A 20,947-nucleotide genomic window follows, 5' to 3' on the forward strand; every position below is an offset into this window, starting at 1 on the left:
TGTGAGCGTCATCACTTGGCCAAGTGGGCATCAACAGCCCCGGCGTGTTCCAACTCAGCGGTGTTCTTGACGTGGACAGCATTCGCACCGGCGCGGTGATCGGACGCAATCGCGACATAGAGCGCCGGTAGCACGAAGAGCGTGAACAACGTTCCGATGGACATGCCCGCGACGAGCACGAGCCCAATCGAGAAGCGGCTCGCGGCGCCAGCGCCCGTTGCGGTCAACAAAGGTAAGAGACCAGTGACCATCGCCGCCGTGGTCATCAAGATCGGACGAAGTCGAACGCGCGCCGCCATCTCGATAGCCGAGCGGCGGTCGAGCCTCTCCTTGAGCTGCAGCTCATTGGCAAACTCAACCATTAAGATACCGTGCTTGGAAATCAGCCCGACCAGTGTCAACAGCCCAACCTGAGTGTAGATGTTCATCGTCGACAAGCCAAAGAATAGCGGGATCAAGGCCCCGACGACCGCCATCGGAACGCTGATCATGACGATGAGGGGATCGCGCAGGCTTTCGAACTGCGCCGCAAGCACCAGAAAAATGATGATGAGTGCAAACGCAAAGGTGATGGCGAGTTGATTACCCTCGCGCACATATTGGCGAGCGTCGGCAAGGAAGTCGTGGCTAAAGCCTGCGGGCAGCATCTTTGCCTCCTCGTCCAGGTAGTCCACAGCCTGACCGATCGTGACACCAGGCATCGGTACAGCCTGGAAGGTCGCGGAGTTGAGCTGGTTGTAGTGGGTGAGCGTGTTCGGATCGGTCGCAGTCTCGATGGAAACCACGGTCGACAGCGGCAGCATCGAGCCTCTCGCAGTCTTCACATAATAGCTTCCAAGTGATTCCGGCGTCAGGCGGTTTTCGCGCGCCAGTTGCGGGATCACCTGGTAGGAGCGCCCCTGCAAGTTGAAGCGGTTCACGTAGTTGCCGCCGAGCAGGGTCGCAAGCGCGCCACCGACGTTCTCCATGGTGATGCCGAGATCGCTTGCCTTGGATCGATCCACCTTGATTTGCACCACGGGCTGATTGAACTCAAGGTCAGAGTCACTGACCGCGAACAGACCGCTCTTGCGCGCGGCATCCTTCAGCTTCAACATCTGCTCATAGACGGACTGGAAACCTAGGGTCGAACTGATCACCATTTGCACCGGCAGGCCGCCCGAACCGCCCGGAAGAGGCGGCAAACCAAAGGCAAATGCGTTGATGCCTTCGATTTTGGACAGCTCGGCCTGAACGGACCACTTGAGCGCGATCGATGATCTCTTACGCTCGTCCCAAGGCTTTAGCAACATGCCGGCCATGCCGCCCTGCGGCCCGCTGCTGCCGTTGAGCACGAAGCGCAAATCGGTCTCGGGAAACTTCTGGAACGTTTTGTCGAGCTTGGCGCCGTAATAATCGAAGTAATCGATATTGGCGTATTTCGGCGCTTTAGTCAGCGCGAATATGATGCCCTGATCCTCCTCAGGTGCAAGTTCCTTGGACGTATGCATGTAGAGAAAGCCCGCAAGGCCCAGCATGGTCAGCGCAAACAGCCCGGTAATCGGACCATAGTCGAGCGAGCGGTCGAGGTTGCGACCGTACCAGCGGGTCGTGGCGCCGAACGCGCGGTTCACAACCCTTGCAAACCGCCCCTCCTCAGAGTTCTTCAGGAAGACCGAACACATCATCGGCGACAGCGTCAACGCAATTGCGCCCGACACGATGACCGAGCCCGCCAGCGTGAACGCAAATTCGCGGAACAGCGCGCCAGTGAGGCCGCCGATAAAGCCGATTGGCGCGTACACGGCGGCCAGCGTGATCGTCATGGAGACGACGGGACCGACGATTTCGCGCGCCCCCTGGGTCGCGGCCAGCGCGGGCGGCGCACCTTGTTCCAGATGGCGATGAATATTCTCCACGACGACGATTGCATCGTCGACCACGAGACCAATCGCAAGCACCATCGCGAGAAGGGTCAGAAGATTGAATGAAAACCCCAGCGCCAGCATCATGCTGCAGACGCCAACAAGCGACAGCGGAATGGTAACTACGGGAATGATGACCGACCGAAACGAAGCCAGGAACAGGAAGATCACGACCACCACGATCAAGACGGCCTCGACCAGCGTCTTCTCCACCTCATCGATCGATGATTGAATGAACTTCGTGGAGTCGTAGGCCACTTTCATCTTCAGCGAAGGCGGCAAGTTGCGCTCCATGTCTGGAAATAGCGTCCGTACGCCTCGTACGATGTTCAGTGGATTGCCTTGAGGGCTCGCCTGCACGCCGATGAAGACCGCGTGCTCGCCGTTCATGGAGACACTGGCGTCTGCGGTCTGCGCGGCAAGCTCGACCGTCGCAATGTCCTCCATGCGCACAAATCCGCCGTCATTGGCCTTGACGATCATGCGCTTGAAGTCATCGACACCGCGCAGATCAGTGTTGGCTGTGATGTCGGAGATGGTGAGATAGCCCTTGACCTGACCGGCCGCGGCCTGGAAGTTGTTGGCGGCAATTGCAGCCGAAGCGTCCGCCGGCGACACGCCATGCCCGGTCATTTTCACAGGATCGAGCCATAGCCGCATCGCAAAACTCTGGCCGCCCAGGATGTCCGCCGCTGCGACCCCCTCTACGGTCGACATAACCGGCTGCACCACGCGTGAAAGATAGTCGGAGATCGCGCTGGCCGTCAGTTCCTCGCTGGAGAAAGCGATATACATGACAGCCGTGGTCTGACCGGCTGACTTGGTGACGACCGGATCGTTTGATTCCTTCGGAATTTGAGACTTGACCGAGTTGACCTTGGAGAGCACTTCGGTAAGCGCCTCGTTGGGATCAAAATTGAGCTTGATGTAGACCTGGATCGTCGAGCTACCGAGCACCGATGAGGACGTGATGTAGTCGACGCCCTCGGCGGACGCCACTGCCTGCTCCAGGGGGGCCGTGATGAACCCCTGGATCATGTCGGCGGAGGCACCCGGGTAGGAGGTTGTGATATTGACGACCGTGTTTGACAGCTTCGGATACTGCCGGATCGGCAGAACGGCGGCCGCGCGAAGGCCGATCAATAGGATCAGCAGACTGATGACGACTGATAACACGGGACGTTTGAGGAAAAGATCGGCAAATGCCATCGAGGCTCTCGCATTCAGGAGGGTGACGCAAATTCGCTGGCACTGGCAAGTCGCGCTCCAGTTACGGTCATCAGCGCGCTGACAGTGGCAAAGACCCGAGAAGGAAGCGGAATCGGCTGCTCTAACGGCTAGTTCCTAGGCAGAGGATCCGATCCTCCACTTCTTCATCACCATTCCTTGGATGAATCTTTGCCCTTTTGATTGCTGATCGCAAGTATGGACACACCTCTTCAGGATAAAGACCCATGTCATTCTGTGCGCAATCGGCCCGAGGTCCGACTCAGAATACGGAAGCGGGCTCACGCATTTCCATTCCGCTTCATCCTCACGCCTCAAGCAACGCCTTGCAGCAAGCGGATCAGTCGGCACTAACGGCTTCCGCGCCACTATCGAATGATCCAGCGGCGACGTCGAAAGTACAAACAACTCGACGAGTGACTCAACTCTACAAAGGCAAGCGCGCGATATAGAATGGGTTGCCAAACCTATACCAAGGTTTGTCGGCGCCTTACGCTGGCTTGAGCCGCGCGAGACTTGCGACGCGCCCCCGGGGCCAAGATGGACCGGCGCACAAATGGATTCTAGAGATACCCATGTTGGTCGCCGTGACGTCGGGCGGTTCCGGGTCGATGCGAACCTCGTCAATCTCCGGCGAATATGGGGTCGCCCGCTTGCAGGCGATAACGCTCGGGCACGATGCGACCGGATGGAAGACGGCAAAGGCGGGCGACACGCACAGCGTCGGTCCTGCTTCGAGGTATCAAGAAGCGATCCGGTGCGTGCGGCCACTTCGGAACTGCGGTTTGCCGCTGACTACGAATTGTCAGCAGATGTCTATTTCGCTGGAACGTCGGGGTTGAGCCAAGTTGATCGACGCCCCCGACGAGCTAGTCGCAGCTAAGCATGATGATGATCAGCCTCGAGGCTTTGTACGTGTTGGACGGAAATTGCGCTTGTTCGCGCCAGGACAACGATCAGAGCCGGCTTTACGGCCTGCCGATCATCGGTAACCGATAGCCCTATGCACGTCCGCGAGTTGCAGTGGATCGAGCCTGTCAAGGCGATGCCTTGCGCAGCGCCCGCAGCTTACCTTTCTCGATAGCGCGGCAGGGCATGAACTTCTCGGGCGGTACTCATATTTGACCTGCGAACCGTTTGGCACCTATTTGGTCGCCGATGGACAGGCAAGCTGGAATGCAGAGGCCGTTGCGGGCGATCCATGAGTGGTCCTGCCGAAGCCTTCTCGCCAGATACCGAGCAGCACATCGCCCCGATCTCCCGCCGTTCCAGGGTGGCGCCGCCGGCTTCCTTGCTTACGACATGAACCGGACACTGGAGCGACTGCCGGCCCGTCCCTTCCCGGCCTCCGCTTACCTCAATCAATTCTACATTTCGATGACGTGGTGGTCAGTTTCGATCAGCGCGACCAGAGGTGCTGGATCGTCTCTACGGGATGGCCGGAGTAGGAGCCCGCTCGACGAAACGAGCGTGCGCGTCGTCGCGCTGATGAGTTTGCAGCACTGCTTGCCAGGCCAGGGTTACCTCGACTCACAACCCCTAGCAGGGCGGGCCCGTGGCATTCGAACTTTAGCCGCGAAGGCTTCATGTCGGCGGTCCAACGGCGTCATGGAGTTGATTCTGGCCGGGCATATCTTTCAGGCGAACATCGCGCAATGTTTCAGTGCCACGGTGGCGCCGCTATTCGATCCACTGACCTTCTATTGCCAGCTCCGCTCATCGAACCCGGCCCCGTTTGGAGCGCTCTTGCGCTACGGAAAGCTAACGATCGCATCGAGCTCTCCGGAACGATTTCTGAAACTTGACGGACAGCAGGTCGAAACACGCCCCATCAAGGGGACAATCGCGCGTTCCGCCGACGGCGAGGAAGATCGGCGCCGCGCCAAAGTGCTCCTTGCGTCCGAAAAGGATCGCGCCGAGAACGTCATGATGGTCGACCTGCTGCGCAACGATCTGTCACGCGTCTGTACAGACAATTCGGGCGATGTCATGGCACTGTGCAACAGTGCATCACCTCGTCTCGTCAGCGGCACTCTGGCTGCGGGCCAAGACGCGGTTAGCCTGCTTCGCGCCTGCTTTCCGGGCGGCTCCGTGACTGGTGTTCCAAAGGTGCGATCGATAGAAATCATTGCGGACCTCGAGAAAGTGGCGCGAGAGGTCTATTGCGGGGCGATCGGCTTCGTTGGATTCAGTGGACAGATTGACACGAACATTGCGATTCGTACTGTGACGATCGACGGCGACCTGACTATGTTTCATGCAGGGGGCGGAATAACGGCGATGTCAACTCCTGAAGCCGAATATGAGAAGACGCTTGCCAAGGCACAGCGCCTCTTTGATGCTTTTGATTCCGAGATACCCGGTGCATCTTGATTTTCATCATCGATAATTACGATTCCTTCGTATTCAATATTGCACGTTATCTTCGCATGCTGGGTGCAGAGACAGAAGTCGTCCGAAATGACGCGATCAGCATCACCGATCTCGTTGCGCTCAAGCCGCGCGCAATCATCATTTCTCCCTGCCCCCGCACGCCAATGGAAGCCGGCATTTCCACTGCCGTCGTCCGCGAGCTTTCGGGGCGCGTCGCCATTCTTGGCATCTGTCTTGGACACCAGTGTATCGGCAGCGTTTTCGGAGGGCGCGTGGTCCGTGCCCGTTGTCCCACGCACGGGCGAGCCTCACCAATAACGCATGACGGTCGGGGATTGTTCAAGCAGCTTCAGTCTCCACTTCCTGCCGGACGCTACCACTCTCTGGCGGTCGAATTCGATGAGTCCGACGCGCCGCAGCTCATGGTGACAGCTCGTTCAAGTGAAGGCGAGATCATGGCTCTAGCACACCGGCATCAACCAACCTATCGTGCAGTTTCACCCTGAGTCAGTACTTACTCAAGAAGTTCACACGTTGTTGCTTATAAATTTTTTGCAACTGGCAGCGAGTTTCCGAGCGTGACATCGGAAGTCACGCGCGCGGTAGCTTGGCCCGCGGCAGATCATGGCACACTGCGCACTTGATCTCGCTTGCCTAACGTTGTGCGGTAAGCACCGACCAGTCGAAGATGTAACGAGAAAGCGCGAAAGAGCTCAATTGGCACGATGCGTACGCAATTTTTTCTTTTCGTTCGGTCTAAATTGAATTACTTGGGGTGCACAATACGTGGACCTCTTCGCATTGCCTCCATTCGATGAACAGGCGGACTATCCTACAGCCTGGTCTCAAAAATGCTTATTCGAGATCCGCCAAGAAGTTGGCGGTGCCTTGCGGTAGCCTTCACTACCGCTGCCCTAGTCTTACTGAGTCAGAAAGCCGCAGAGCTTTGGCGCGGGTTCTCGCGTAGCGTGAGATGATTCGTTTTTCGGCATGCGAGAGCTGAGATGAATCTTCAAGAGCAGAACAGCGAGGCGCGGTTTTCGGCGTATATGTTGAAGAACTTGTGAGCGTGATCGTGAAATGGACCCCGATTTTGGGACCAGAGGTTAGTTGGAAAAGGGCCGCTCCGTTTGATAGACGGAGGGCATGATGACGACGAAGACGAGACGCAAGATCGACGCGGCACTGAAGGCAAAGATTGCGCTGGAAGCCGTGCGGGAGCAGGCGACGGTGGCCGATCTGGCCCAGCGCTATGAGGTTCACCCGAACCAGATCTATGCCTGGAAGAAGCAACTGCTGGACCAGGCGGCGCGGGCCTTTGATGCGGGTGTCGGGCGCGAGAGCGAGGAAACGCGCGAACGCGAGATCGAGAAGCTGCACGCCAAGATTGGACAACTGACGGCCGAGCGCGATTTTTTAGCGCGGAGGTCCGGAAGATGAGCACGCCGGACCGTCGAGGAATGCTCGATCGCGCCGACAAGGCGCTGTCGATCCGTTGGCAATGCCTGTTGCTTGGCATCGCGCGCTCCGGGGTCTACCGGCCGGCCAACGACAACGACCTTGCCCTGATGCGGCGGATCGACGAGCTGTTCATCGCCTGGCCGTTCCTGGGCTCGCGGCGAATGACCGCAATGCTGAAGGCTGAGGGGCTTCAGGTCAATCGCAAGCGCGTGCAGCGGTTGATGCGCAAGATGGGCATCGCGGCGCTGGGACCGAAGCCGAACACGACGAACCCGGCGCCGGGCCACAAGATCTATCCTTATCTGCTGCGCAACATGACGATCGACCGGCCGAACCAGGTGTGGGCCGCCGACATCACGTATCTGCCCATCGGCCGTGGCTTTTCTTTATCTCGTCGCCATCATCGACTGGGCGAGCCGAGCGGTTCTGGCGTGGCGATTATCGAACACGATCGACGTCTCGTTCTGCGTGGCGGCTCTGGAAGAGGCGCTGGCGAAGTACGGCAGGCCGGAGATTTTCAATACCGACCAAGGCAGCCAGTTCACCAGCGCGGCCTTCACCGGCGCGTTGGCGGGCGCAGGGATCAAGATCTCCATGGATGGCCGCGGTCGTTGGATGGACAACGTCTTCATCGAGCGGCTGGCGGTCGCTCAAGCATGAGGACATCTATCTCAAGGGCTATGCCGACGGCCGCGAGGCCAAGGCAGGTTGTCGGTGAGGGGCGCTGGTCGGACGAGCGGGTGCTGGCCAAAGTTCGCCAGATGGTTCTGCCGGCGATCGAGCGGCATGGGCCGATCGAGGCCTGGATCTTCGACGACACGGGCTTTCCCAAGAAGGGCACGCATTCGGTGGGCGTGGCCCGGCAGTATTGCGGCCAGCTCGGCAAGCAGGACAATTGCCAGGTCGCGGTGTCGCTGTCGCTGGCCAATGCTCATGCGAGCCTGCCGGTGGCCTATCGCTTGTATTTGCCGGAGAGCTGGGCCTCTGACACTGCCCGCCGCCAGAAGGCAGGCGTGCCCGAGAAGATCGGCTTTCAGACCAAGCCGGAGATCGCGCTCGATCAGATCCGCGCGGCCTGTGCGGCGGGCTTGCCGCGCGCGTCGTGCTGATGGATGCGGGCTATGGCGCGCACATCGATCTGCGCACAGCCGTCACGGCGCTGGGGCTGCCCTACGTCGCTGGCATCCTGTCGAACACCACCGTGTGGGCGCCCCGCACCGGGCCTTTGCCGCCCAAACCTTACGTCCGGGGCCGCGGCCGGCCGACCAAACAGCTACGCCGTGATGCCAAGCACCAACCGGTCAAGGTCAAGGATTTTGCCTTAGCCTTCCGGCCAAGGCGTGGCGGACGATCACTTGGCGCGAGGGAAGCAATGTGATCCTCAAGTCGCGTTTTGCGCGGCTGCGCATTCGCATTGCCCATCGCGACTTCAACCGCAGCGAACCTTGGCCGGAAGAATGGCTGTTGATCGAATGGCCGAAGGGAGAACAGGAGCCGACAAAATACTGGCTCTCAACTCTGCCGGAGAATATTGGCTTCGCCCGTCTTGTCGATCTGGCCAAACTGCGCTGGCGCATCGAGCGCGATTATCAGGAGCTGAAGCAGGAGGTCGGGCTCGGGCACTTTGAGGGGGCGCGGCTGGCGCGGCCTCCATCATCACGCAACGCTCTGCATCGCAGCCTACGGATTCCTGATCTCCGAACGAGAGACGATTCCCCCCTCAGCACCTCGCTGCACCGCTCTCTTCTCGCAACTTGCCGTTCCCGACGGTTACAGACCCAGAGGATCCGCCATTGCGGCCTGAGCGTCACATTCCAAATTCGATCGCAACCATGCGCAGGCGGCTGGCCGACGCGATCATCAAGACCTTGCAACGATGCCCGTGTTGCCGACGCCGACAGCAAAACGTCAATCGTCGCCTACGCTTATGACGCAGTAAGACTAGGTGTTTAGTCCCGGCATTTGCTGGAGCGGATTGAGTTTGAATCGTTCTGGCTGGGAAGTCCAGGCTTTGCAGATATATTCGTAGGGCGTGAGGCCCTTCAGGGTCTTCAGCGGCCGAGCGTAGTTGTATGCGTTAATGAAGTCAGCAAGGTGTGCTTCGAGCTGATCGTGTCGATCGTAATGATAGCGTTGGACGGTCGCTTCCTTGATCGTGCGGTTCATGCGCTCGACCTGCCCATTGGTCCAGGGATGCTTGATCTTGGTCAGCCGATGTTCGATGCCATTCTCTTGGCAGCGCATATCGAACATATGTGTCACGTATCTTGCCGTCGGGCCGTCCGCGTAGCGCGGCAAGAAGGTGAACTGGATCCCATTGTCGGTGAGAACCGTATGGATCTTGTAGGGCACAGCCGCGATCAGAGCTTCGAGGAAGGCGGAGGCGGAGGTCCTTCCCGTCTTCCTGACCAGTTGCACGAAGGCGAACTTGCTGGTGCGATCGATGGCGACGTAGAGATAGAGCTTGCCTTCAGCGGTCTGGAGCTCAGCAATGTCGATGTGGAAATAGCCGATCGGATAAGCCTCGAACTTTTTCTTCGGAGGCTTACTGCCTTCGACCTCCGGCAATCGACTGATGCCGTGGCGCTGGAGACAGCGATGCAGGGATGATCGCGTCAGATGTGGGATGGTCGGCTGAAGCGCATAGAGGCAATCGTCGAGCGGCAATAGCGTATGCCGCCGGAAAGCAACAATGATCGCCTCCTCCTCGATGGAAAGCACGGTCGATTTGGCTTCCGTTGGGCCTGTCGGGAGATCGGCGACTGTCTCGCGCCCCTTCCACTTCGCGACGGTCTTTTGGTTGATCCCGTAGCGCCTGGCGAGCGCTCTCAGGCTCTCTTGACTATCTTGTATTGCTCGACGGATTGCCTCCGTCGTGGTGGCGCAGCCGTGTAAAACTTGTCCCATAGCGCATCCTTCGAATCGTGCGATAAGAATGCACCATCAAAGCTTGGGACTAAACAATCGAGTGTGGAACTTTGGAAAGCTGTTGCCTGCCATCAAAGCCGGCGGGAAGATCAAAGCCATCATCGATAATATGAAGCGGCTCGAGGCCAGACAAGCGAAGTCGAGGGAGAACCTCGCGAACGCGGCAGAGCCGCCGCCTCTCCTACATCCGATATGACGGATATCAGCGTCAGTGCCTAGGTGCGGCAGGCCACAGCATGCGAGTTGACATAGCTGCTTTCCTGGCAGCTCGTCAGCTTCTGGACAGCCGACTCTCCTACCATAGCAATCGGGTCTCTCGCCGAAGGAACTGCTGACGCTGAGCTATCCATTGGGCGGACCTGCAAGAGACCATGTTCCCAAAGGCAACAAGGAGAGCAGCATGGACTTCAACCGAATCGGCGGTGCCGGGCCGTCAAGGTCCCCAGAGGAGTACGCCTGGAATCAAGAGGATGAAGATTACCTTCGTCAGTTCCTAGATGAAGCAAGGACGAACGAGGCGGGGCCATCATCGGCTGCCCCTGAGGAAACATATGATGTCTCATGGGCGGTTCCCGAGAGATTTTCCCATGGTTCTCAACCCGCCCCGCAACGAATGATCGAGAGACTGTCCCACCACGGTCTTTTGCCGGACGCGGACCAGCCGACGATGTCCTACGAGATCCGGGGTCACCGCTATACGGCCACGCTGGACCCGACCAGCGGCACTCGTCTCATCCACAATCCTCCGGAGGACCAGAGGATGGGCGAGGGGCCGCAGGGCGTACCAGATTTCGGAGCATTCTTCCGGGAGACCTGCCGTCGCAACGTCCCGCTGCCGGAGCAGTGGGCCCCGCTGGCCCTGATCGAGAAGCTGCGCGAGGCGGGTTACATGCCTACCCCTAACCACCCAACAACCATCGCGCTCGACGGCAAGCTGCACAAAGCCGAATTAATCGAAGGAGGGTTCGTCAGACTTACGCGGCAAGGGTGAGATTGCAGACGATGACTGAACCAGCCCGTGGCTAGCGTCCTGCCTGTTACATGGTCGCCAGAGCTAAGCAACCGGGTTAGAGCGGCAATTCTTGTTGCAGGCTGCTTTGAGAATGCGAGGGTCTGAGGCTTTGAGCCTCAGAACCTCGCAATTCCGCTTTCCAAACGCCCTTCGCGGATGAAGCATGTCTCCCTATCCACGTCCGAGGAGGGATGCGCCGAAGATGTACCCAACGATGGGATCAGGCGATCTGTTCTGGGCCAGGCTGGACCGGATCAGCAAAGCGCGAATTGGTTCTGCTCGCCGGCCAGATCGATGGGATTGGATCGACAGCGAGTCGTGCCGCTTATCGCGAGAATGTTGGCCGGATTTCGCGACGCACTTCATGATCGGGCTGCTGTTGCTCAAGCGCACTTGCGGGCTCTCCCGGCAACGGCGGAACAGCTTTTTTAGTCGATCCGGAGCCCACCCGCGCGAGCAAATATGGAGGCGCCAATAGCCGACACGGCGGCGTCCAGTGGGCGATCGTCTTTATGCGCAGCGAAGCCCAGCGGTAAGCGGCAAACTGAGGCCGTTCAGGCGGCGTGGTTCCATGGCATAAGTGTCTCATCCTGTTTTGCCAGCCGTTAGTAATGTGCTTGAAGCGTAAGGGTAACCCACCCACTCCACCAGACGAGGTCTCTTTCAGTCTCTTTGCCGCTTACAGTCTCTTAGATCGGACTGAATTGTTGTGGTGAGGGAAAACGACCCGAGATATATCGATTGAGAGACCTTTGGCTGCCGCATAAGCCCCGCTCTTTGGGAATGACACGCAAGTCTGCTGCTGCAGAGGAGCGGAGCCAACGATCATGCGCCAGTCCCAACTAGATGCAGAACGTCCGTTAAAACATATTTTCTTTCTCGCGTTCGAATTGAGCAAAACCTATCTTGCGCAACGTTTTCAAAGTTGCCTCACGCTGAACTGCCGCCCATCTTACGCCTTCTCAGAATACGGTCATAGGAATAGCGCTGCGAGCGTACCAAGCGCGCCAAGCACCAGCCCGATCAGCGAACCAGCCGTCGGCACATCTCGAAAGAGCAGAAGCGTGAGACTCGGTTCCACCACTTAAACTCGCTCCCACCGAGATGGAGATGATTATCCAAATATTCTTCAGATGCATGTAGCCTAGGCTTTTAGTCCCGGCATTTGCTGGAGCGGATTGAGTTTGAATCGTTCTGGCTGGGAAGTCCAGGCTTTGCAGATATATTCGTAGGGCGTGAGGCCCTTCAGGGTCTTCAGCGGCCGAGCGTAGTTGTATGCGTTAATGAAGTCAGCAAGGTGTGCTTCGAGCTGATCGTGTCGATCGTAATGATAGCGTTGGACGGTCGCTTCCTTGATCGTGCGGTTCATGCGCTCGACCTGCCCATTGGTCCAGGGATGCTTGATCTTGGTCAGCCGATGTTCGATGCCATTCTCTTGGCAGCGCATATCGAACATATGTGTCACGTATCTTGCCGTCGGGCCGTCCGCGTAGCGCGGCAAGAAGGTGAACTGGATCCCATTGTCGGTGAGAACCGTATGGATCTTGTAGGGCACAGCCGCGATCAGAGCTTCGAGGAAGGCGGAGGCGGAGGTCCTTCCCGTCTTCCTGACCAGTTGTACGAAGGCGAACTTGCTGGTGCGATCGATGGCGACGTAGAGATAGAGCTTGCCTTCAGCGGTCTGGAGCTCAGCAATGTCGATGTGGAAATAGCCGATCGGATAAGCCTTGAACTTTTTCTTCGGAGGCTTACTGCCTTCGACCTCCGGCAATCGACTGATGCCGTGGCGCTGGAGACAGCGATGCAGGGATGATCGCGTCAGATGTGGGATGGTCGGCTGAAGCGCATAGAGGCAATCGTCGATTGCGGCAATAGCGTATGCCGCCGGAAAGCAACAATGATCGCCTCCTCCTCGATGGAAAGCACGGTCGATTTGGCTTCCGTTGGGCCTGTCGGGAGATCGGCGACTGTCTCGCGCCCCTTCCACTTCGCGACAGTCTTCTGGTTGATCCCGTAGCCCTTGGCGAGTGCTCTCAGGCTCTCTTGACTATTTTGTATTGCTCGACGGACTGCCTCCGTCGTGGTGGCGCAGCCGTGTAAAACTTGTCCCATAGCGCATCCTTCGAATCGTGCGACAAGAATGCACCATCAAAGCCCGGGACTAAACACCTAGTGCGTATCCGCAGACGAGTAGGATACCGCCGAGGGATATCAGCAGGAACATCGGCAGGAGCGCTGTCAGATGCCCGCCGCCTGCCTTTCCAAACTGCTTTGAGGCAATCAACTCCGCGATTATCGAAAGCGCTTCTCCAAGCAAAAGCGCTCCCACCGCTGCAATCTTCAATATTGAGCTCATCGTCTAACGTATCGAAGACGCTCCTTAAAGGCGCCGGCATCGCAAAGGGCTTGGCCAGGCACCAGCGCTCACGGAGCTCCGTGCCCATGAGCAGCTCCTTAGTACCGATCGACGCCGATTAGGTACCAATGGAGCAGCGAGACTGGCCAAAAAGAACGCAACCGTGATGCGGGTGTCAGCTCCCAATCCAGAGCATCACGGCCTAAGCTGCGATCCGCACGGGAAGCACGGAATAACCGTGCACAAAATTTGACGCAATCCGCTCGGGCTCGCCGACAACCTTGACCTCTAGCCCCGCATTCAACATTTCCTCCCACAGGATTCTCAGCTGCAGTTCCGCAAGATGTCGACCAACGCAACGATGGATGCCGAAACCGAACGAAAGATGCTGCCGCACGTTCTTGCGGTCGATCACGAAGCTACTCGCATTCTCGATGACCTCTTCGTCGCGGTTACCAGAGATGTACCACATGACGACCTTGTCCCCTTGCCTGATTCGTTTCCCACCCACGATGGTATCGACCACGGCGTTCCGGCGCATATGTGCGATGGGTGTCTGATATCGAATAATCTCGGACACAGCGCTCGACACCAGCTTGGGATTATTGCGTAGTTTTCGCAACTCGGAGGGATACCGGTTCATGAACAGGAGCCCCCCGGTGATCGAATTGCGCGTAGTGTCATTGCCTCCCACGATCAGCAGAATCAGATTCCCGAGAAACTCCATCGGATCCATATGGCGCGTCGCAGGAGAATGCGCCATCATGGAAATCAAGTCGAGGCGAGGCTCGGCATTGATGCGCTCATTCCAAAGACGGGTAAAATAGTCCAGGCACTCGAACAGGATTTTGCTTCGCTTGTCCCAGCTATCGACAGCATGACCTTTTTTCGGAATTGTAGCACCTATGTCCGACCAATAGGTCAAGAGCCGTCGATCCTCAAATGGAAAGTCGAATAGTGTGGCGAGCATCTGCGTCGTCAACTCAATGGAGACCATGTCCACCCAATTGAACGCATCATTGCGCGGCAAGCCGTCCAGAATCGTCCTGACCCGACAGCGAATTAAGCCTTCGAGTTTTGTCAGATTTTCCGGTGCAACTATCGGACTTACTGTATCGCGCTGCTCGCGATGTTTGGGAGGACCTATCTTGATGAAACTCTGAGTCCAGTGCTCATCAGGCACATCGACAATCGTGACTCCTCGCTCTGACGAAAATACCTTATGATTTGCATCTACCGCCAGGATATCTCGGTATTTCGTTAGGGACCAATAGGGACCATAAGGACTGTCTTGGCAGTAATGAACGGGATCCTCCCTTCGCAGCCGCTCGAAGCAGCTCCATATCCTATTATCTTGAAAACGCTTTGCTTCGCTTACGTCCAGATTGCTCAGCGGGATATTGCAAGCATCGTCGGCTCCAACGTCTGCCAATCGAGTTTCCATGACCGTCTCCGCAGATCTTGCTCGCTCGAGAACTCACGGATCCATTTAGCGATTTAAGGTTTCGAGCTGCCGTAGCGTCTTGTTGGGGGTTGTCGTTCGACACGGTATCGCAAAGTTTACGCAACCACCCCCTACCATTATTGGCAGTCAGGATCGCATTGACTCTCTAAATCAATCTGTTCCAGTGGATCGATGAGAAACTATCACTGGTAGACAGGCGTCGCGTCATGGCAGCCGCATTACTGCTCGAGCTATCGAAAAGGACGCAATGTGATCCTTCTTTGAAAACGGCTAACCCCGCCATCTTCGGCGGCTCGGGACCGCCCCCTCAATTCATTACTGAAATGGACCCCGATTTTGGGACCAGAGGTTAAGTTGGAAAAGGGCCGCTCCGTTTGATAGACGGAGGGCATGAAGAGCTGGCTCCGCAAATTCGGACAGTAGCTTGAGTGGATTTTCTGCCTGAGAGCGGCGAGGATTCTTGCCGCGAAACAGGAGCGAAGATGACGAAGAGGAGTCGCCGGACGCATTCTCCGGCATTCAAGGCAAAGGTGGCTTTGGCGGCCGTGAAGGGGGAGAAGACATTGGCCGAGCTGGCGCAACTGTTTGATGTCCATCCGAACCAGATCACGACCTGGAAGTCCCAACTCCTGGCAGGCGCCGCCGGAGTGTTTGGGCAGGACAACGGACCGGCCGAGGCGCCGGTCGATTTGAAGCGTTACATGCCAAGATCGGCGAGCTTGCGTTGGAGAACGATTTTTTGTCCGGCGCGCTCACCAAGGCGGGCCTGCTGAGCGCAAAGCGATGATCGACCGCGACCATGATCTGTCTGTCGTGCGCCAGGCGAAGGTCCTGAACCTTGCCCGCAGTACGGTTTACTATGAACCTCGGCCGGTTTCGGCCGAGGACTTGTCTTGATGCGCCGGCTCGATGAGCTGCACCTCGATTATCCCTTCGCAGGGGGGCGCATGCTGCGATCGCTGTTGCAGCGTGAGGGCATGCAGGTTGGCGGCCGCCACGTCGCGACGCTGATGAAGCGCATGGGGATCGAGGCGATCTATCGCCGTCCGAACACGAGCAAGCCCGCACCGGGCCACAAGATCTACCCGTACCTATTGCGCGGATTGAAGATCGAGCGGCCGAACCAGGTCTGGGCAATGGACATCAGCTACATTCCGATGCGACGTGGATTCGTTTACCTCGCGGCGGTCGTCGATGTGTTCAGCCGAAGGGTATTGGTCCATCGCGTATCGATCACGATGGAGACGATATTCTGCGTCGAAGCGCTCCAGGAGGCGTTGGCGAAGCACGGCAGGCCCGAGATCTTCAACACGGATCAGGGTAGCCAGTTCACCAGCCTCGACTTCACCGGCGTGCTGCTGGACGCGAACATCGCCATCAGCATGGACGGCAAGGGTGCCTGGCGCGACAACGTGTTCGTCGAGCGGCTGTGGCGCACTGTCAAATACGAGGAAGTCTATCTGCGTGCTTACGACAGCGTGCTCGAGGCGCGAGCATCGATTTCCAAATATCTGGCGTTCTACAATCGAGGACGTCCTCACTCGAGCCTTGACGAACGCACGCCCGACGAGGCTTACTTCGGCGCGCAAACGATGGTGACGGCCGCATGATCGTCGCCAACGATTTTGCTGCGGCTCTGGTCGGGCTTGCGCCCTCCCGACGCCACAGCAAAATCGTAAAGCCCCGCGTTCAGCATAACCCGGCAGGAATCCACTTAATTTTCGCGGGGCCCTGTCCAAACAACCGGGACCAGCTCTTGATGACGACGAAGACGAGACGCAAGATCGACGCGGCACTGAAGGCAAAGATTGCGCTGGAAGCCGTGCGGGAGCAGGCGACGGTGGCCGATCTGGCCCAGCGCTATGAGGTTCACCCGAACCAGATCTATGCCTGGAAGAAGCAACTGCTGGACCAGGCGGCGCGGGCCTTTGATGCGGGTGTCGGGCGCGAGAGCGAGGAAACGCGCGAACGCGAGATCGAGAAGCTGCACGCCAAGATTGGACAACTGACGGCCGAGCGCGATTTTTTAGCGCGGAGGTCCGGAAGATGAGCACGCCGGACCGTCGAGGAATGCTCGATCGCGCCGACAAGGCGCTGTCGATCCGTTGGCAATGCCTGTTGCTTGGCATCGCGCGCTCCGGGGTCTACCGGCCGCCCCGGCCGGCCAACGACAACGACCTTGCCCTGATGCGGCGGATCGACGAGCTGTTCATCGCCTGGCCGTTCCTGGGCTCGCGGCGAATGACCGCAATGCTGAAGGCTGAGGGGCTTCAGGTCAATCGCAAGCGCGTGCAGCGGTTGATGCGCAAGATGGGCATCGCGGCGCTGGGACCGAAGCCGAACACGACGAAGCCGGCGCCGGGCCACAAGATCTATCCTTATCCTGCGCAACATGACGATCGACCGGCCGAACCAGGTGTGGGTCGCCGACATCACGTATCTGCCCATCGGCCGTGACTTTCTTTATCTCGTCGCCATCATCGACTGGGCGAGCCGTGCGATTCTGGCGTGGCGGTTATCGAACACGAGCGGCTGTGGCGGTCGCTCAAGCATGAGGACATCTATCTCAAGGGCTATGCCGACGGCCGCGAGGCCAAGGCAGGGATCGCGAGCTGGATCGCCTTTCTACAACGATCGTCGCCTTCATCAGGCGCTCGGCTATCGCACGCCGATGGCGGTCTGGCGCGAACGGATGCAGGCCGCGAAGGCTGTGGAATGGTGGACAACGCTGACGCGTTGACCACATGCCCATAGCAACAGCAGCAGACAGTGTCTCTGGCAGCGTGATAGGAAGTAATCAGGAGCGGTCAGTTTCCAACTAACAAACCGGCTCAAGCGGCCCCGCTCCGCGGGTCCATTTCATCGCCCAGCGGGGCCGTTGAAACCTACGATGTCACCGATTCGAACGGCGTGCCATTCATACGGGCGCGGATATTCGGTGTCGGAGATGGCCCTTTTTGTTGTGGCCCAGGTGACGAGCAGCGCGCACTGCGGAATTTGCCGCAATGGGAAATAGATCATTCACTGGCTGCGATTCAGTATTGGGCTGAAATCATTAAGGTCATACCGGGTCAATCGCCGGCCATCGTCAACGTCGCCGGGATTGCCATTGACAACGCATGGCCTCTATCCAATCGTCACCCGATGGCGGCAACAAGGTGCAGGCGGCACTCACGAGGCGGCTCGCTGACCTACGGGGCGCTTGGCATGGTTGCGGTCGGACAGATGGGGTTTTCAGCCGAAGCATACATCCCTTCGCAATTGCCAATGACGCGAAAGATAGGTCTCGCACCCGTTATGATTCATGAGATCGCCCATCAGATGGGAATCGCCAGTACTATTGACGGCTACGAAGCATCGCCGCATTTCGCCCGAAGCGATAAATGGCTGGACGGATACCATTTGCACGATGACAATGGCAAACAAACCAAGCCGGGACAAGCGATCTATTGCTCCGGCTGCGCCAACCTGCGAGCTGACAACGTTTTCGACCTGCGCCGCGGGCTATTTCGCCGGGAAGCATATGAGTGAAGTGCTGGCCGGCGCCATGCCCGGTATTCCGGTGCAGGCGATGCATGAGGACGCGTCGCCGGATGCAGCCTTCGTCTCGCATAGCGAGCTCAAGAACAGCTTAATGAGCCACCAGCGATACCGGAATTACACATCCTTCATGGAGGCGGAGTTTGGCCGCGTTGCAGGATATCGGCTATACCATCGATCGGCGCAAGTTGTTCGGTTACTCCATCTACGGCAACGGTCAGAGTCTGATTAGCGATAACCCCTTCTTCGCTCGCAACACTGAAGGAACCGCGTATCTCCCAAATACATACAACACGGCGATGCTCGGACTGGGGCTGCATGTCTATGGCCGCGACAACACTGTGGTCCAGCGCGCCGGCCTGCTTTCGGAAGGACCAGGGGGCGCTGGCATCCGCGTCGATGGCGAAGCCAATCGGATAACATTCCCGCCGGGATCCGCGTCCATGCGGACGGCGATGTTCGCCTATGGCAAGGGTCACTCGCTTACTCAGCGTGGCGACGTGCAGGCGCTCGGCGAGCATGGCATCGCAGCAAGCTTCGACTTTGGCAACAATGCGATGGGCAATCACCGTGAATATCGTGGCTCGTTTATTCGCACGATTGGCAATAGCGCGGCCCCGATGGTGAACGAAATCGACGGTCCGCTCGTCAACACATTCGATCTGACCGGGCGCCTGGCTGGCAGTTACGCGGCGATGTACATGTCGAACAGTGGTTATGTGGGCGAGATCAACGTGATGCGTGGCGCAACGCTGTCAGGGGACATCCTGTTTGATTACGCCCAACTTGACGAGAAGGGTTCGCCGCGCCTGACCAAATTGACGTTCGGTATGACGCCTGACACGAATGGTCACACAACGGGACAGCCCGACGCAAGCTTTGCAACCCGCTATGAAGGTAACATCATTGGACGCAACAACCTGTCGCTGCAGTTGTCCGGCGGCGTCGCGTTGTTTACTGGCAATCACGAAGTGTACGACGCAACTGTCGCGCAACACGCAACCCTGTCCGGTAACGGCAGTTATCTGCTCAATACCGATGGCCGCTTCACCAATAGCGGGGCTGTCGCGCCGCTCATCGATGGTCGTGACAACAACATAACGGTGAATGGGGGCTATCTGCAAACGTCCACCGGGCGCTTGCAGCTCGCAGTGAACGATACTGGTGCGTTCAGCCGCCTCGTGGTGAACGGAAGTGCGGCGCTCGACGGTACCCTCGCGATTATGCCGCAGCGTGGCTGGTATGGCAATGATTTCAGCGTCTGGCTCTCGGGGCCATAGGTCAGGACTCAGATTGCCGTAATCAACCAGCGCCTTATCCGTGGTGTTTTTCTCCGAGAAGTCTTGGTAGCCGGTCGCTCGAGCAGGCGATGTCTGGCTCCTAGTCGGCCATTCACTCCCTGGCATTTAATCCAAACGTCTGGTCGGCTGGACAAGTTTGTTGTTTGCAGCGCCCAGTTGTCGAAGAGGTGCACCAAAGCTGAAAATTATCTCTGGATGAAAACTAGCGCCGTATTGGTCGAGGCGTCGCCAAGGCTGATTCCGGGAAAATTCGGCAAGCGCCTGTGCCTCAGTTTGAGATTGTCTGGCTTCCTACCTGCTTCTTGCACACGCGGCGCAACCCCGGACGGTCCGCTTGTCGATCCGCGTCAGCACATCCTCCCAGCCAAGCCAGAAGCCTTCGCCGCGGTAGCGACAAGCCTCTTATCAGTCCGGCAAAAAATTTTAGAACAAAAATGGCCAGAATGCGTGACAATGGTTTTCAACTTCTTAGGGACGCGTCAGGCGGGGTGAATATGCGCTTGGTAAGGTTCTGACGCTCGGCGAACGACGTGTTGATTAGGGCCAGATCCGTTGTCCAAGAGGTAGATCTTGATCCGGCCGATGCACTTGGGTGGGCTATGGCCCCCGGATGCGGCCACCGCGAAAATCTGTTCAGCATCGCCTAATCAGCATCAAAATAACATCTCGCGGCCGCAGGGAGCCTGGCTACGGTATGATATCCGGAGCAACGATTCGGCGGCCAGATCTGGCCTTGACCCCAAGTCCGCGCCGCCGTAGCGCCCCGTCCGAAAGGGCGGGGCGCTTTCCTTTTGCATACGTCCCTTGCGGGCGATTCTAGCAGAGCATCAGATGGGTAGCCGCAACTGTATACTGTCAAACAGGCCTTGGATCGTTGGTCGCGAGCGGTATTGTGGATACGGAAGCAGGCCTTCGATCGCGGGCGCGGCAGAATGTCGTGTTCGAACTCGGCTTCGTTATCGGGAAGTTGGGGGCAGCCAATGTGGCTGCGCTTATGAAGTCGACGGTGGAGAAGCCATCCGACCTTGATGGCATTGCCTATATTTCCTACGGCCCGGGCACTTCCTTGAAGACTGAGCTTGCACGCGAAATGTATCACATGAAAATCCCCTTCGATACCAAGGCTGTTCTTACAGCTTAGGTAAGCCTCGATCGTGCATCAATCTTGAAGAATGCTCGACGTGATCGATGCCGGCGATGAGGGGGTGATTGGCCGCGACCCAGGCGCGGCTAAGTAGGCTGATCAGTTTGATCTGCATCGCTAAGTCCAAGGGAGTAACTGGTGCTGCGACCGCCTGCGGCGTCTTTTGAATGCCGCTTGATTAAGTCATTAATGTCGCGCGTTGCGGTCGGCTGCGAGAGCTTGGCAATTTTTCCTAC

The 20,947-nt window shown here is 58.0% G+C and carries 11 protein-coding genes and 7 pseudogenes; 13 read left to right on the forward strand and 5 right to left on the reverse strand.

From position 1 onward, the window contains the following. Positions 1–11: 11 nt before the first annotated feature. Positions 12–3,113, reverse strand: a complete 3,102-nt coding sequence (locus WDM24_RS06405) for an efflux RND transporter permease subunit (protein ID WP_338696058.1) — start codon at positions 3,111–3,113, stop codon at positions 12–14. A 1,052-nt stretch (positions 3,114–4,165) separates the two neighbouring features. Between WDM24_RS06405 and WDM24_RS44380 the strand changes: the two genes are divergently transcribed. The 7 genes and pseudogenes from WDM24_RS44380 to WDM24_RS06425 all read left to right on the forward strand — a co-directional run. Continuing rightward, entirely contained in the window at positions 4,166–4,336 is a 171-nt protein-coding gene (locus WDM24_RS44380; protein WP_338824913.1) for a hypothetical protein, read from the forward strand. After that, a pseudogene (locus WDM24_RS44385) lies at positions 4,308–4,448 on the forward strand (hypothetical protein); the annotation flags it as partial. The gene WDM24_RS44380 and the pseudogene WDM24_RS44385, both read left to right, overlap by 29 nt. A gap of 291 nt (positions 4,449–4,739) precedes the next feature. Beyond that, positions 4,740–5,504 carry an anthranilate synthase component I family protein gene (locus WDM24_RS44390; protein WP_338696056.1) on the forward strand — a complete coding sequence of 255 codons (765 nt, stop codon included), beginning with the start codon at positions 4,740–4,742 and terminating at the stop codon, positions 5,502–5,504. Then, positions 5,501–6,086 (forward strand): annotated as a pseudogene (locus WDM24_RS06415) (anthranilate synthase component II). The gene WDM24_RS44390 and the pseudogene WDM24_RS06415 overlap by 4 nt, the downstream one beginning before the upstream one ends. A gap of 567 nt (positions 6,087–6,653) precedes the next feature. After that, positions 6,654–6,944: a transposase gene (locus tag WDM24_RS44395; protein WP_414645694.1), complete on the forward strand. Its 291-nt coding sequence runs from the start codon at positions 6,654–6,656 to the stop codon at positions 6,942–6,944. A gap of 128 nt (positions 6,945–7,072) precedes the next feature. Then, positions 7,073–7,150: pseudogene (locus tag WDM24_RS44400) on the forward strand (hypothetical protein); the annotation flags it as partial. Between the two features lie 456 nt (positions 7,151–7,606). After that, positions 7,607–8,769, forward strand: a pseudogene (locus WDM24_RS06425) (IS701 family transposase); the annotation flags it as partial. A gap of 137 nt (positions 8,770–8,906) precedes the next feature. Here the strand turns inward: WDM24_RS06425 and WDM24_RS06430 are convergent. Beyond that, positions 8,907–9,872, reverse strand: coding sequence for an IS481 family transposase (locus WDM24_RS06430; RefSeq protein ID WP_338696062.1), 966 nt, complete (start codon positions 9,870–9,872; stop codon positions 8,907–8,909). 421 nt (positions 9,873–10,293) lie between these two features. On the opposite strand from WDM24_RS06430, the gene WDM24_RS06435 reads away from it, so the two are divergent. Further along, complete coding sequence (locus WDM24_RS06435; protein ID WP_338696064.1) at positions 10,294–10,884, forward strand: hypothetical protein; 591 nt, start codon at positions 10,294–10,296, stop codon at positions 10,882–10,884. A 1,165-nt stretch (positions 10,885–12,049) separates the two neighbouring features. Here the strand turns inward: WDM24_RS06435 and WDM24_RS06440 are convergent. Both WDM24_RS06440 and WDM24_RS06445 read right to left on the reverse strand, forming a co-directional pair. After that, positions 12,050–13,017: pseudogene (locus WDM24_RS06440) on the reverse strand (IS481 family transposase). Between the two features lie 446 nt (positions 13,018–13,463). Next, complete coding sequence (locus WDM24_RS06445) at positions 13,464–14,705, reverse strand: cytochrome P450 (protein WP_338696068.1); 1,242 nt, start codon at positions 14,703–14,705, stop codon at positions 13,464–13,466. A gap of 503 nt (positions 14,706–15,208) precedes the next feature. Between WDM24_RS06445 and WDM24_RS06450 the strand changes: the two are divergent. From WDM24_RS06450 to WDM24_RS06470, 5 genes and pseudogenes are all read left to right on the forward strand, one after another. Continuing rightward, positions 15,209–16,336, forward strand: a pseudogene (locus WDM24_RS06450) (IS3 family transposase). Between the two features lie 149 nt (positions 16,337–16,485). Continuing rightward, positions 16,486–17,466 (forward strand): annotated as a pseudogene (locus WDM24_RS06455) (IS3 family transposase). A 257-nt stretch (positions 17,467–17,723) separates the two neighbouring features. Next, positions 17,724–18,257, forward strand: coding sequence for a hypothetical protein (locus WDM24_RS06460; RefSeq protein WP_338696070.1), 534 nt, complete (start codon positions 17,724–17,726; stop codon positions 18,255–18,257). 152 nt (positions 18,258–18,409) lie between these two features. After that, positions 18,410–19,546 carry a hypothetical protein gene (locus WDM24_RS06465; protein WP_338830719.1) on the forward strand — a complete coding sequence of 379 codons (1,137 nt, stop codon included), beginning with the start codon at positions 18,410–18,412 and terminating at the stop codon, positions 19,544–19,546. A gap of 958 nt (positions 19,547–20,504) precedes the next feature. After that, positions 20,505–20,708: a TIR domain-containing protein gene (locus WDM24_RS06470; protein WP_338823098.1), complete on the forward strand. Its 204-nt coding sequence runs from the start codon at positions 20,505–20,507 to the stop codon at positions 20,706–20,708. Here WDM24_RS06470 and WDM24_RS06475 read toward each other — a convergent pair. After that, complete coding sequence (locus WDM24_RS06475) at positions 20,698–20,826, reverse strand: hypothetical protein (protein ID WP_338696076.1); 129 nt, start codon at positions 20,824–20,826, stop codon at positions 20,698–20,700. The genes WDM24_RS06470 and WDM24_RS06475 overlap by 11 nt on opposite strands. Between the last annotated feature and the right edge of the window lie 121 nt (positions 20,827–20,947).

This window comes from Bradyrhizobium sp. 27S5 (genome assembly GCF_037217225.1).
GTDB classification, from domain to species: Bacteria; Pseudomonadota; Alphaproteobacteria; order Rhizobiales; family Xanthobacteraceae; genus Bradyrhizobium; species Bradyrhizobium septentrionale.

What these genes read in the sequence shown, in the direction of transcription:
- WDM24_RS06405 (WP_338696058.1), bottom strand. Translation starts at nt 3,113, where the DNA reads ATGGCATTTGCCGATCTTTTCCTCAAACGTCCCGTGTTATCAGTCGTC.
- WDM24_RS44390 (WP_338696056.1), top strand. Translation starts at nt 4,740, where the DNA reads ATGGAGTTGATTCTGGCCGGGCATATCTTTCAGGCGAACATCGCGCAA.
- WDM24_RS44395 (WP_414645694.1), top strand. Translation starts at nt 6,654, where the DNA reads ATGACGACGAAGACGAGACGCAAGATCGACGCGGCACTGAAGGCAAAG.
- WDM24_RS06430 (WP_338696062.1), bottom strand. Translation starts at nt 9,872, where the DNA reads ATGGGACAAGTTTTACACGGCTGCGCCACCACGACGGAGGCAATCCGT.
- WDM24_RS06435 (WP_338696064.1), top strand. Translation starts at nt 10,294, where the DNA reads ATGGACTTCAACCGAATCGGCGGTGCCGGGCCGTCAAGGTCCCCAGAG.
- WDM24_RS06445 (WP_338696068.1), bottom strand. Translation starts at nt 14,705, where the DNA reads ATGGAAACTCGATTGGCAGACGTTGGAGCCGACGATGCTTGCAATATC.
- WDM24_RS06475 (WP_338696076.1), bottom strand. Translation starts at nt 20,826, where the DNA reads ATGCAGATCAAACTGATCAGCCTACTTAGCCGCGCCTGGGTCGCGGCC.